Consider the following 13,626-nt stretch of genomic DNA (forward strand, 5'->3'; position numbering starts at 1 on the left):
TTTAAGTATTTAAAACCAATTCTTCAAATGATGACACGCCCTAGAGCATAAAAATTTAAATAATCAGTCAAAATTCACCTGATGATTGTAGTTGATCAGAAAATTTTGCCTATGATTAAAAAATGGTGTAATTTTAGGTATTAGGTCACATTTTTGACCTGATCTATGGGGGATGGGTAAAACCAGAACCCATCCACATAATTAAAAATAATGAAAAACAAGAAAGACTGAAAAATGATGAGATGCTTGAAATCTCGGTTTTCAAGTCTGAATAAAACCTTATAGAGAGGTATTCAATGAAAATAATAGGGGAAGAATGTCTGGCTCAGGAAGTCAGGACATTTTTACAAAAATGGGATCAAGCTATTTGTTCACTTGAATTCAGCGAAATTCGTCAACTTTGCCGACCAGATGTCTGTCTGATTGATATTAGCTCCGAGCTGAAAGGGATTGAGGCTTATCAGGCTGCATGGCAACAGTACCGCCCATATATGCGCAACAATGGTATGCGCGTTGAACGGCAGGAGGTCACCATTCAGGTCAATAATGACATGGCTTTCGTATATGGGTATGTCCGGATTGCCTATGCGGCGATGGAACGATATTTTCCTTTACAATGGTGCCGCTTCAGCATGGTCTTGAGCAAACAGCAAGATCATTGGCAATTGCATTATCAACATATTTCTGTTCCTGTTCAGGAGAAAACTGAAAAACTGCGTCCTGTGAAACTGGCAGGTTAAGGCGCAAGTTTTAAATTTCATTGTAACAAGATCATCATGTCTATTTGTCCATTCTTGAAAAAAATCACCATAAAAAGCCTGAATCGTTCAGGCTTTTTTATTTAGGGAAGATTAGAAACGTTTTGGAATCCGCTGACCATCCGGTACCGGAATTTCCGCATTCTTTAATACACCAAATAACCAGGTTTCTGCATGTTGTACGGCTGTTTTTAACTGGTCACCCAAGGCTAGACGTCCGGCAATAAAACTTGCTAATGAACAGCCTGAGCCGTGATATTCACCCTCCAGACGCGGGCAACGGGTTTCGTTGATCAATTCACCCTGAATATATAGACGGTTCTGGATATAGTCGGGAGTATCTTCATGGCCGCCTTTAACCAGAATCGCGTGAGCACCCATTTCAAACAGTTTCTGCGTGGCTTGATCTAAATCCTGTTCACCTGTTAGGGCACGCAACTCAACTGTATTCGGAGTTAAAATCGTGGCTAGTGGAATCAGTTGTTTAAACGCTTTGACCAGTGTGGCCTGATTGCCGAGTGAGCCACCACTGTTGGCTACCAGCACCGGATCCAGTACATACTGATAATCTGCATGCGCTGTTAGAAATTCTGCCAGCGCCTCAATATTTTCAGTAGTACCCAGCATGCCTGATTTAACACAGCGGATCGGTAGATCCTTTACCACGGCATTGGCCTGAGCCAGCAGTAATTCCTTTGAAGTTGCTTCAAAACCAAAGACTTGTTGCGAGTTCTGGATGGTCAGGGCTGTACAGGCAATTGCAGCATGAGCACCACTTTGACCGATGGCTTCAATATCTGCTTGAATGCCTGCTCCACCTGAAGGATCTAAACCTGAAAAGCAAAGTACGGTAGGTCGCAAAATGATGTCCTTCATTCACTAAAATTGCCTTAGTATAGGCAAATTTATTCAAACTCTCGATATTAATTTCTATCACTTGCAAGAACTGTCTGTCAGGTAAAATTTCGAATGTTTTCTCTGATTAAAATACAGGAATGATTGCCCTGTAAATGGGCGTTATTGGCTTGTTTTTATGGCCTAATAATTGCTTTAGCGTAGAGAAATCTGGCTATACTCACGATATGAAATGATGTCGGTTGCAAATATAGGGGACAAGGTGTGATTCAGAATATTTTAATTGACTTGGATGGTACATTAACTGACCCAAAAGTGGGGATTACGACTTCTGCCCGCTATGGTCTGGAAAAGGTGGGTCATCCGATCAGTGAAGACACGAATATTGACTGGATTATCGGGCCTCCTCTAAAAGCTTCGTTAGCCAAAATTCTGAATGTAGATGCGGATGATACTCTGGCTGAACAGGCACTAATGGCATATCGTGAGCGTTTCGCAGTGACTGGTCTATATGAAAATCACGTCTTTGAAGACGTAGCTGAAACTCTGGCGGAACTTAAACGCCGTAGTTATCGTCTGTTTCTCGCAACAGCAAAACCAACCGTTTATGCCAAACAGATTCTGGAACATTTTAATCTGGTCCAGTATTTTACTGAGATTTATGGCAGTGAGCTGAATGGTGATCGGACCAATAAAGGGGAACTGATTCAGTATATTCTGGAACAACAAGGCATGCAGGCTGATCAATGCATTATGGTGGGGGACCGTGAGCATGATATTTTTGGTGCCCGCCATAACGGGATTGAGTCGATTGCAGTCAAATACGGCTATGGTTCAGAAATTGAATTACAGCAGGCACAGCCTAAGTATATGATTGAGAACTTTAGTCATTTATTAAACTATTTAAAATAATTTTTTATTTTCATTAAAATAAAATGCTTCTATGTTTAGGAGCATTTTTTATATTCATTATTAACAATAATTTTTAACTTTATCTTTTGAATAGAAATCTATTTTATTGCGTTAACTTGATTAATTATTTGTATACTTTTGTTCTAATATTTTTTAGGCTTACATAAATATAATAATGTATTTTATGTGGTGAATGTCATAGTTTAATTATAATTCACAAAAACATATTTTACATATTTTAATATCTATTTATTTAAATCTATATAAAATATTAAAATTCAACAGCTTAATTTTATAATAAGTTTTTAATTTATTCATTTCACTATGTTTTCAATATTTGGTAACAAATTAAAGATAACATTTTTCAGATTCTCATCCCTTGATTTTGATGATATGTATTTCACGTTTAATTTAAGCAATAAATAGATTATAAAAAAGGATGGGAATAATATGGCGAATATACAGATATTGTCTGCAGAGAATGGAGAATTAATTCAGTATATTAATACTAATATTGTGAATTTAACCGAAAAATCAGTGATTAAGGTAAATGCCACGATTGATGAAGTGGCAAAAATTAAGCGTCAAGGTAATTCGGCTGTTATCCATTTTAAAAATGGTGAAACTATTACGATCGAAAATTATTTTGATTATGCAGTGAATGATAATCGAATCGTTTTTGAGCATGAAGGCCAATTGTACTCGGCGGAATTTACTGATGAAAATGGGGTAATGCTCGATACGATTCAATATCACTCGCTTACAGGAGATCTGGCTGAGAGTGGAACCGTAGCTGCGGGTGTTTTACCTTGGCTGGGTGGAGCACTGGCTCTAGGAGCTATTGCGGCAGCGGCAGGTGGAGGCTCATCCTCAGGAAGTAGTTCGGATAATCGGGATATGAGTCCGCCGAAGTTAACCGGCGTCATTGTGAATGAAGAAGGCCAGCTTGAACTGAGTTTCGATGAAAATATAAATGGTTCAAATCCACGCGCTGAAGATTTCACAGTAGTTGTGGATGGAGAAGAAATTCCCGTCACCGATATTATTGTACAAGATGATAAGATTATCCTGATTACGGAACCAGAGATCCGGGACGGACAAGAAGTTACGGTTGAATATCAGGATAGTACACCTGATGATAATCAGGGAATTAAGGATTCAGAAGGGAATGTATTAGAAGATCTGGATTCAGATGATGTAAGGGAGTGCAGAATCCGGATATTAGTGGGCCCGTACTTTTAGCTGCCGAAGTTAATGCCAATGGCAATATCGAACTTAGTTTTAACGAAACTCTAGATGCAGACAATTTACCACCTTTAGATAGTCTAGTCGTTACAATCGGTACAGCTCCAGATCAGACTACAGTCGATGTGATCAATATTGCTGCCGATGGAAATATCCTCACGATGATTACCAATCCAGTGATTACAGCTGGGCAGAGCGTTAGTGTTGAATATACTGATCCAACCCCTGGAAATGATGACAATGCAATTCAGGACTTGGCAGGGAATGATGCCGCAAGCTTTACTACAGCGGATCTACCCAATGGAGTTGTAAATAATTCAGAACGTTTACTGAATCTTACCGATGATAATGTGTCCGCAATTTTGGAAGGATCACAAGATGCGACTGTAGTGGCAACATATAGTGATAGTAGTGGTATCGACGTGCTCAATGGCACTTCGGAAGTTGCCGTAGTCGGTTTTACGATTGAGGAAAATACTTCTAGTGTAGTGATCGCTGTACAGCAAGAAAATCTGGTTGGCTTGGCTAATGCCTTTACTTTCGTAGTACGTAATACAACCACTGTCGAAGAATTTGAGGTCGCTTCAGCAAATACCAGTCAAGGCGGCTTGATTGCTGGTGCATTGGGACTGGAGCTACTGGGTGGAGTGGCAGATGCTCAAGGATTGAAGCTAGATATTAATGACTTGTCTGCTGGAATCTATGAAGTCTCTGTATATGGTGATTCTTCACAATTAGCAGATATCCTGACCACTATAGATCTAGCAAGTTTAGGGGATAACACGGTTAACAATCTGGTGTCAGATACCGTATTAGGTCTACTGGAAGCTACCTTGACTGGCCAAAATGCTGATCCTCGTGGAATTCTGGAGCAATTGACACTTCGTGAGTTATTGGATTTAACTACAGGTTCTTCTGTACCAATTATAAATACTTTAACCACAGCAGTTGATTCAGTTTTGTCACTGGCTCTGGATAACATACTAGTTCGCCCAATATTAACTGATGTATACAATACCTCCGTAGGGAGTTTACTTGCAGGGAATGGAGGCGGGGCATTAGGATTCCTATTAACTACCTTAGGATTGGGTACAGCATTAGATGCGCTTCTAAATGGAATTTTAGAAGGGGTAGACGGTGCAGGTCAGGCATTATTCGATAACCTGGTAGAACCATTAGTTAGCGATATTTTGCTAGATACCGTGCTTGAAGATACTGGCCTGACGACTGGTTTAAATACCTTACTAGGATCATTAAATACATTGCTGAGTACTTTAGGGCTGGGTGATGTTTTGCCTACTGTTGATGGCTTGATAGACCTGATCGCTCAAGAAGCCTTAAGTAATCCATTAACGCTATTTGGTGGAACCACTGCTGAAGTCTACGAAGTTAATAGAGAAATCTACCGTGCAACAGGCAATATTCAGGAAACTTCAGCCGACGGCACACAAGCGGATAATTGGGCGGGTGGCGTATTAACTTAGATTAATGGGCAGCCAGTAACTTTCGATTTAAGTGATGAGGGAGATAACTTTACCATTATCGAAGGGACGTATGGTGAGCTCAAACTCTATGAAAATGGTAATTTCAGTTATGAATACAATAGTTCAGTAGGACAGAGCCCATTACTCAGTGAGGTATTTGAATATACAGTAACGCGTAATGCGGGACAGGCCGATCAGGAAAGTGCTTCAGCAAATCTGGTGATTAATATTGATCGCGTAAACCAGATTCTTAACTATGCTGATGATCCAGCAGATAACCTGTTACAGGGTGGCGCAGGTGATGACATCCTGACGGGTGGTGCAGGAGCAGACACAGCGATCTATTATTTACTGAATAATGCTGATGCAACAGGCGGCAATGGTACAGATACCTGGACTGACTTCAATGCAGTTGAAGGTGATACCATCGATGTCTCTGCATTATTAAGTGATCAGGCAGTAGATGCATCAAATCTGGGGAACTATATCACGCTCGAATAACGTGGAGATGATACAGTCGTGACGATCGATCGTGATGGTTCCGATACCGATACCACCTTTGCGCGCGCTGATTTGCTGATATTGCAGAATGTAGACAGTGCAACTTTACAGCTGAATGACATCATTAAATATAATCCAATCTAACCAGAAGTTTTTAAAATGGATTATTCATAAAAATTTGTGATGTCATTGAACTTCAATTAAAAAATCCCGCTTGATGCGGGATTTTTTAATTTTACATGGGCATTTAAAGTGTTAAAAACCAGATAGAAGCAGCAATGACGACAATTAAGATAACCAGAAAGATTTTTAGATTGGTTTTAGGATATGTGGTGCTCAAGCTTGCTTTCGTAATTTCCTGGCCTTCAGGATCATACAGAATCACCTTTTGTGCACTATTTTCATAACCTAACTCTAGCAGGGCACGCTGTTCAAGAGCTGTCAGACCCTCTTCAGGCATATCCATAACTTGCAGCAGCGTTGTAGAGCCCCAAAGTTTTTGAACAATTGAAGTAGATACCAGCTGTTTTAGGGTTTCTGAGGCAGCCTTAAAGTCAGCAATAATGCTGCGTTCATGCGCATAGGGAACGGGAGGGACCATTGTTTGCACAATCGTGCCCTCATTGTCCATCAGTTGCATTTTATCTTTATAAATTTGCACCCATATTGCATTGGGAAGTTTGGATAACTGATCTTGCAGCATGAATTGCCCACGTATTGCTTTGATATTAAATTAAATAATCTATAAACACATCCCGTATCAAGACGGGATATGTAATGTTCCATTACTTGGCAGGAGCGCCATATTCATTATTTTCTTTTTTGGTATCACTTGCCCACCAGATGATGAGTAAAATTATTCCTATCCCTGTAAGCACAAGCAATTGCCACCATCCAGAGCGTCCAATGTCATGTAAACGACGCGCCCCTACAGCCAGACTTGGGAGTAAAAGAGCTAAATTTAGCAGGCCATTCACCAAAGGTTTGGTCCCTAAAACTGCATCAATGACTTCACTAATAATGCCTAAAATTACACAAAACAGCATAAAGAACCAAAATTCTTTACGGCGTGCACGACCAGAAAAATTTGCATAATTGGTTAGACATTTTACAAACCAGTCGATACTGCTATAATTCTCTTCAGCCTGATCCAGATTGGAATATTTGTTAATCTGATTGCTAATGCTTTCTCCCAGATGAATCGAGCTGCCCAAAGCCAGATAAATATCTGCTGCCTGACCGGTTGAGTTAACAATAAAATCAACCCGGTCACCGCGTGATGGAGGGCGTTGTCCACGCCAGTCTGCACCGCTAAAACTGTAGCGGTTGTGATCATCCCCTGTGATAAAACCCGTATTATCTTGAATAGAAAAATCCAGGATGGAACCTTTCATAAGCCCTCTCTATTTATCTTCTGGCTATTATGGATTTGTATAAATATTATTCATATATGGTTGATAGTAGCATAGGAAATTTAGTTTGAGATCAAGCTTTTATAAAAATATTTAGGTAATAAATTTTCACTATCTAAAGTTAGAAATTCTGATTAGTAAGAAGTTGATTTAGCTGATAATGAATAGTTTAATTAAATTTAGATTTTCTTAATTTTTTTAATAATAAGCAATAATTCAAGGGAAGAAAAACTGAAGTAAATTTAATAAAGCTAAGAATATACTAAGATTTATAAAAATAATTAAGAATATACTAAGATTTATAGAAATAATTTAAATCAATAACTTAATTAATTTTAGTATTTTACTCAATATGAATATATTGCGAATTTTTACGTAGAGTTTGAATAAGAAACTAATCCTCAACAGACTTTGCTTAAGTTAATAAATGCTTATATATTGATCTCATAAAACAACTTAGACATTACACTGTTTTTAAGCTAATTCACCTATTTTATAAGGGCATTTTTAATTAATAAAACATTAAAGGGTGCCATGATGAAAGCTATTCCAATGAAGAGGATGATTAACTGTGTTGCGATGAGTGGTGTATTGCTATTCACTGCTGGGCAAACAATGGCAATGAATCAGCAATCTTCAACTGCTGCTCAAGCAAATTCTAAAGCATCAAATGACAGTCGAATGCATTTAACCGAGAGTCAAGTGATTAAGGTTGTAAGTACGGTCAATAACGGTGAAATCAAACAGGCAAAAATAGCCTTGCCAAAACTTAAAACAGATGACGCACGTAAGTATGCGCAAATGATGATTAGCGAACATACAGCGAATGAGAAAAAAGGTCAGGCTCTGGCAGACCGTTTAAAATTAACTCCGCAAGCAAGCAGTCTCAGTACGGCATTGCAAAGTGATAGTGACAAGATTGTTACTGACCTGAGCAAGCCATCTGCAGCTGATAAAGACTATATGATGAGCCAAGTTGAAGTACATCGTAAAGCCCTGAACACTTTGGACACACAATTAATTCCAAATGCGAAAAATGCGGAATTAAAAAGCATGTTGACGCAAACCCGTACTGCGGTAGCGACACATCTGAAAAAAGCTGAACAAATCGTTGAAAAGATGAAATAAGTTAAGCATTCATCCAATAAAAAAACCGCCATTTTAGGCGGTTTTTTTGATCATAATACTTTATATATCATGTGATATTTCTTACCAGCTTAACGCACCACCAGTTTGGTAGTCTGTTACGCGAGTTTCGAAGAAGTTCTTCTCTTTACGCAGGTCCATCATTTCTGACATCCACTGGAATGGATTGTTCACACCAGTAAACTGTTCAGGTAAGCCTAACTGGCTCAAGCGACGGTTACAGATAAATTTCAGGTATTCTTCCATCATACCGGCATTCATGCCCAATACACCGCGTGGCATCGTGTCACGTGCATATTCGATTTCAAGCATGGTGCCTTCAAGGATCATCTGAATCACTTCTTGCTGGAATTCAGCAGTCCACAGATGTGGGTTCTCGATCTTGATCTGGTTGATCATATCAATACCGAAGTTCAGGTGCATAGATTCATCACGCAGGATGTACTGGAATTGCTCAGCAACACCATTCATCTTGTTACGACGACCCATAGACAGAATTTGGGTGAAACCGCAGTAGAAGAAGATACCTTCAAGGACACAGTAGAACGCGATCAGGTTGCGAAGCAGGATCTGGTCGTTTTCTGGTGTACCGGTTTTGAAAGTAGGATCACTTAGAGACTGGGTATATTTCAGGCCCCAAGCTGCTTTACGTGCTACTGATGGAACTTCACGGTACATGTTGAAGACTTCGCCTTCGTCCATACCTAAAGATTCGATACAATACTGGTAAGCATGCGTATGGATCGCTTCTTCAAATGACTGACGCAGAATGTACTGACGGCATTCAGGGTTGGTGATGTGACGGTAGATCGCCAATACCAGGTTGTTTGCAACCAGTGAATCCGCAGTAGAGAAGAAGCCCAGTGAACGCATCACGATGGTACGTTCATCTTCAGTCAAGCCATTTTCAGACTTCCACAACGCGATGTCGTGGTTCATGTTGATTTCTTGAGGCATCCAGTGGTTGGCACAACCATCCAGATATTTTTGCCAAGCCCATTCGTATTTGAATGGTACTAACTGGTTCAAGTCAGCACGGCAGTTGATCATACGTTTATCATCAACCTGTACACGCTGTGCACCCATCTCAAGCTCTTCAAGACCTGGCGCAACGTCTAGCTGGTCTAGGGAAGCAGATGCTCTTGCCAGTGAATCGGTTGAATTTGATCCTGCGCTTCGAGGGGCTGCAGCGGGTTGTGCAGCTGCCACATTCGACGATGTGTTGCTTGCATCAGATACCATCTGCGGATTAGCCGTTTTTTTCGGCTCGACGGGCGTAGGCTGCTGTTCAGGTGCAGCCGGTTTTTGCGAATCATCTTCGAAATCGTCCCAACTTAGGATAGACATATCAATTCTCTCTAGTTGCTTTATATCTTTTATTAGACATCCAGCAGTGCTGAGATGTCTTACTATACGCTCAATTTGTGTAAACAAAATTAAGTTTTGTCGATGAATGCTCTGAATTTGTTCAGAGATAAATCCCCACTACTTATTTTGTTTACGCTGTTGCTGGCGAACTTTAAACCAGAAATAAGCAATCGGTGCGTAAAAGGTAACGGCAAAGGAAAGGATCAATGCCACAAGTCCTAACATGTAATTGTGAGTCATATGGGGCATTGAGGTTTCCTTTTACTTTTAGTTTGTGAATCCTAGCCGAAACTAGGATTCACGTTTAAATCATTTTTTAGATGATTTTGCTGGCTTCACTGTTTCAACAATCGTGGTCTTTGGGTGCTTTTTAGCATATTCCAAAGTAACGTATTGACCAGTGATAGCACTTCGAGCTGCTTTTTGATTATTAGCCATGCTCAGTACTCCTTGATACAAAATCAAGATGACTCTTACTGGCTCATAAACTAATTCAATGATAGAATCGTTCACGCATTCTCATATGCCAGCCTCGTTGTGACCATCTTGGTATCACTTCGAGATTGAAAGCCTTCTAGTTAGTTTTGGTCGACGCTAGAGGGCTTTTTTATTGCCTAAATTTCGTAATCCCCCTAAATCCCCCTTTATAAAAGGGGGACTTTCTCCCTCCTTTATTAAAGGAGGGCCGGGGAGGATTTAAAACCTGTCAGATTACTGACAAGCCTCACAATCAGGATTATCAATTGAACATGCTTGTGGCACTGGCGCTGCTTGAGTGAAACCTTCTTCCTCTACAGGAGCTTCAGGTTTTTTCTCTTCAACCACTGGCGTTGCAACTACAGGAGCCGCAACGGTTGCAGGTTTAACTGCGTTCAATGCACCAGTATTAATAGTTGATTTCTCAGCAGAAGTCGCACCCAATGCACGTAGGTAATAAGTCGTTTTCAGACCACGTAACCAAGCCATCTTGTAAGTGATGTCCAGTTTTTTACCGTTGGCACCCGCGATGTACAGGTTCAGAGATTGAGCTTGGTCGATCCATTTTTGACGGCGAGAAGCAGCATCTACAATCCAGCGTGGCTCAACTTCAAACGCAGTCGCAAAGATCGCTTTCAACTCTTCAGGAATACGAGAAATCTTTTGTACTGAACCTTCGAAGTGTTTCAGGTCGTTGACCATCACCGCATCCCAAAGACCACGTTCTTTCAACGCACGTACCAGGTACGGGTTGATCACTGTGAATTCACCAGACAGGTTAGATTTCACATACAGGTTCTGGAATGTAGGCTCAATTGACTGAGATACACCACAGATGTTCGAAATGGTTGCAGTCGGGGCAATCGCCATCACGTTCGAGTTGCGCATACCGTCTTTTTGAACTTTGGCACGTAAAGTGTCCCAGTCCAGACGTTGTGTACGGTCAACTTCAAACATACGCTCTGGACGAGTTTTCGCAACCAGGTCAAGTGAGTCGATTGGTAAAATACCTTGATCCCACAGTGAACCTTTGAATGTTTCATACGTACCGCGTTCAACAGCAAGGTCACTTGAAGTTGAAATTGCGTAGTAAGAAATCACTTCCATTGATTCATCAGCAAACTCAACCGCAGCGTCAGAGCCGTAAGCCATACCCATTTCGTAAAGCGCATCCTGGAAGCCCATGATACCCATACCGACAGGGCGGTGTTTCAGGTTCGAGTTACGTGCTTGTGGAACCGCGTAATAGTTGATGTCGATCACGTTATCGAGCATACGTACTGCAGTTTTTACTGTACGAGCCAGTTTTTCACGATCTAGCTTGCCGCCTTGAACGTGTTGTACCAGGTTGATCGAACCTAAATTACATACTGCGATTTCTTCTTTGCTGGTGTTCAGGGTAATTTCTGTACACAGGTTAGAAGAGTGAACCACACCCACGTGTTGTTGTGGTGAACGTAGGTTACATACGTCTTTGAATGTGATCCAAGGGTGACCTGTTTCGAACAGCATAGACAGCATTTTGCGCCACAAATCTTTTGCACGGATTTTCTTGTGCAACATGTTTGTTTCTTTGGCAATGCTTTCGTAGTAAGCATAACGCTCAGCGAATTCTGCACCAGTCAGATCATGAAGATCAGGTGTTTCAGAAGGGGTGAACAGTGTCCATTCTGCATCTTCGAATACACGTTGCATGAACAAGTCAGGAACCCAGTTGGCAGTGTTCATGTCGTGAGTACGACGACGGTCATCACCAGTGTTCTTACGAAGCTCAAGGAATTCTTCGATATCCAGGTGCCAGGTTTCCAGGTATGCACATACTGCACCTTTACGTTTACCACCTTGGTTTACTGCAACAGCAGTATCGTTGGCAACTTTAAGGAACGGCACCACACCTTGAGACTTACCGTTCGTACCTTTAATGTAAGAGTTCAGGGCACGAACTGGAGTCCAGTCATTACCTAAACCGCCTGCCCATTTAGACAGCATTGCGTTATCACGCATCGCGCCATAGATGTCAAACAGGTCATCATCAATCGTAGTTAAATAGCAGCTAGACAACTGTGGACGTAACGTACCGGAGTTGAACAGGGTAGGTGTAGACGCCATGTAGTCGAAGCTAGACAATAAGTTATAGAACTCGATTGCACGATCTTCGCGATTGTCTTCGTTCAGGGCAAGGCCCATAGACACACGCATGAAGAATAATTGCGGCAATTCGAAACGCACGCCATCTGAGTGGATGAAGTAACGGTCAAATAATGTTTGCAGACCTAGGTAAGTGAACTGGTTTGAACGTTCTGGTTGAATCGCTGCAGCCAGTTTAGCCAGGTCAAAGTTTAACAATTCAGGTGAAAGAAGCTCTAACTCAATCCCTTTTTTCAGGAAAGTTTCAAGTGCATCACCTTCATTAGTATCAGTGGATAGACCCAAGAACTCTAAACCGGTTGCCACTAGGTCATCACGCAACAGACGTGCAGTCACGTATGTATAGTTAGGTTCCTGTTCGATACGGGTACGAGTTGCCATCATCATTGTGGTAGAGATGTCAGACTCTTTTACGCCGTTATAAAGGTTTTTTACGGTCTCATCGACAATCGCCTGTACGTCGATTCCTTCAAGGCCTTCAGCAGCGCGAGTTACAGTCGCAGTTAATTCGCTTAAGTCAAGCGGTTTTAACTTGCCTTCTGCATCAGTCACTTGCAGTGTAGGGTGATGGTTGGCACCTAACTGTTTGCGCGCTTCAGAACGTTGTTCACGGTAGATGACATAGGCACGTGCAACTTTCTGTTCGCCAGTACGCATCAGCGCAAGTTCAACCTGATCCTGAATTTCTTCGATATGGATCGTGCCACCCGATGGTAAACGGCGTTTGAATGTATTCAGAACCATTTCCGTTAATTGTTCGATACGGTCGTGTATACGGCTCGAATCTGCACTTTGCTGGCCTTCTACTGCCAAAAATGCTTTTCCAATTGCAACAGAAATTTTTTCTGCATCAAAAGCGGCAACATCACCGGTGCGTTTAATCACCTGAAGTTGACCCGGAGTGGACGTGATTACGCTCATGTTAGCATAGCTCCATTGTCATCTATTTTTATGTTTATGGACCGTTTGAACTGGGCAAAAATCGTGCCACAGTGTTCGAGGAATAAACACAAGACCTAGTGGTTATAAAATTAATTGAACACAAGATACGGGAAAATTTAGGGTAGATCAATATTGACATTTTGCTAAATATTTTTCTGAAGTTTTATCTTAATCTTTTGCAAAAAGATCCCAATTTTTATTGATTCTTGCATAAGCCTTATCCGGCAAGGCATAGCATATCAAAGCTGGCAAAAAGTGCTTATAGATAACATTGTGGATAACTAAAAAGGGCTGAATCAACTAGTCACATTTTGTCCAGATTAAGCTTTGATCAATGCAAATAAGCCGACAAACGGTAGTTAAATGCACATTCGAGTG

At 41.0% G+C, this 13,626-nt stretch carries 14 protein-coding genes; 7 read left to right on the top strand and 7 right to left on the bottom strand.

Features of this window, described 5'->3' with window-relative positions; all coding sequences use genetic code 11:
• Positions 1–296 precede the first annotated feature (296 nt).
• Positions 297–740, top strand: coding sequence for a nuclear transport factor 2 family protein (locus tag RJ01_RS03545; RefSeq protein WP_034170078.1), 444 nt, complete (start codon positions 297–299; stop codon positions 738–740).
• Between the two features lie 111 nt (positions 741–851).
• Here RJ01_RS03545 and RJ01_RS03550 read toward each other — a convergent pair whose 3' ends face one another.
• Positions 852–1,619 (bottom strand): hydroxymethylpyrimidine/phosphomethylpyrimidine kinase, encoded by a 768-nt coding sequence (locus RJ01_RS03550; RefSeq protein WP_034170196.1) that lies wholly within the window; start codon positions 1,617–1,619, stop codon positions 852–854.
• 258 nt (positions 1,620–1,877) lie between these two features.
• Between RJ01_RS03550 and RJ01_RS03555 the strand changes: the two genes are divergently transcribed.
• The 5 genes from RJ01_RS03555 (at position 1,878) to RJ01_RS16695 (ending at position 5,899) form a co-directional block, all read left to right on the top strand.
• Positions 1,878–2,525 (top strand): HAD-IA family hydrolase, encoded by a 648-nt coding sequence (locus RJ01_RS03555; protein ID WP_034170079.1) that lies wholly within the window; start codon positions 1,878–1,880, stop codon positions 2,523–2,525.
• 450 nt (positions 2,526–2,975) lie between these two features.
• Positions 2,976–3,767 carry a BapA prefix-like domain-containing protein gene (locus RJ01_RS15595; RefSeq protein ID WP_052209068.1) on the top strand — a complete coding sequence of 264 codons (792 nt, stop codon included), beginning with the start codon at positions 2,976–2,978 and terminating at the stop codon, positions 3,765–3,767.
• The gene (locus RJ01_RS03565; RefSeq protein WP_034170080.1) at positions 3,731–5,254 is read left to right on the top strand and encodes a SwmB domain-containing protein; all 1,524 of its coding nucleotides are present in this window, start codon (positions 3,731–3,733) and stop codon (positions 5,252–5,254) included. Before RJ01_RS15595 ends, RJ01_RS03565 begins: the two co-directional genes overlap by 37 nt.
• 219 nt (positions 5,255–5,473) lie before the next feature.
• On the top strand, positions 5,474–5,755 hold the full coding sequence (locus RJ01_RS16275) for a type I secretion C-terminal target domain-containing protein (protein WP_034170081.1): 282 nt from the start codon (positions 5,474–5,476) through the stop codon (positions 5,753–5,755).
• Between the two features lie 18 nt (positions 5,756–5,773).
• Positions 5,774–5,899, top strand: coding sequence for a hypothetical protein (locus tag RJ01_RS16695; protein ID WP_261635342.1), 126 nt, complete (start codon positions 5,774–5,776; stop codon positions 5,897–5,899).
• Between the two features lie 103 nt (positions 5,900–6,002).
• On the opposite strand, the gene RJ01_RS03575 is transcribed toward RJ01_RS16695, so the two are convergent.
• Both RJ01_RS03575 and RJ01_RS03580 read right to left on the bottom strand, forming a co-directional pair.
• Positions 6,003–6,458 (bottom strand): hypothetical protein, encoded by a 456-nt coding sequence (locus tag RJ01_RS03575; protein WP_034170082.1) that lies wholly within the window; start codon positions 6,456–6,458, stop codon positions 6,003–6,005.
• 82 nt (positions 6,459–6,540) lie between these two features.
• Complete coding sequence (locus tag RJ01_RS03580) at positions 6,541–7,149, bottom strand: DUF805 domain-containing protein (protein WP_034170083.1); 609 nt, start codon at positions 7,147–7,149, stop codon at positions 6,541–6,543.
• A 555-nt stretch (positions 7,150–7,704) separates the two neighbouring features.
• On the opposite strand from RJ01_RS03580, the gene RJ01_RS03585 reads away from it, so the two are divergent.
• Complete coding sequence (locus tag RJ01_RS03585) at positions 7,705–8,295, top strand: DUF4142 domain-containing protein (protein WP_171248449.1); 591 nt, start codon at positions 7,705–7,707, stop codon at positions 8,293–8,295.
• A gap of 81 nt (positions 8,296–8,376) precedes the next feature.
• Here the strand turns inward: RJ01_RS03585 and RJ01_RS03590 are convergent, their stop codons facing one another.
• The 4 genes from RJ01_RS03590 to RJ01_RS03595 form a co-directional block, all read right to left on the bottom strand.
• A complete protein-coding gene (locus RJ01_RS03590) occupies positions 8,377–9,660 on the bottom strand; it encodes a ribonucleotide-diphosphate reductase subunit beta (RefSeq protein ID WP_004785102.1) in 1,284 nt (427 codons plus the stop codon).
• A gap of 138 nt (positions 9,661–9,798) precedes the next feature.
• On the bottom strand, positions 9,799–9,930 hold the full coding sequence (locus RJ01_RS16700) for a hypothetical protein (RefSeq protein ID WP_005237071.1): 132 nt from the start codon (positions 9,928–9,930) through the stop codon (positions 9,799–9,801).
• Between the two features lie 60 nt (positions 9,931–9,990).
• On the bottom strand, positions 9,991–10,119 hold the full coding sequence (locus tag RJ01_RS16705; RefSeq protein WP_255209521.1) for a hypothetical protein: 129 nt from the start codon (positions 10,117–10,119) through the stop codon (positions 9,991–9,993).
• A gap of 273 nt (positions 10,120–10,392) precedes the next feature.
• Positions 10,393–13,227, bottom strand: a complete 2,835-nt coding sequence (locus tag RJ01_RS03595; RefSeq protein WP_034170085.1) for a ribonucleoside-diphosphate reductase subunit alpha — start codon at positions 13,225–13,227, stop codon at positions 10,393–10,395.
• Between the last annotated feature and the right edge of the window lie 399 nt (positions 13,228–13,626).

Source organism: Acinetobacter sp. YZS-X1-1 (assembly GCF_000804305.1).
In the GTDB taxonomy this organism is placed as follows: domain Bacteria; phylum Pseudomonadota; class Gammaproteobacteria; order Pseudomonadales; family Moraxellaceae; genus Acinetobacter; species Acinetobacter variabilis.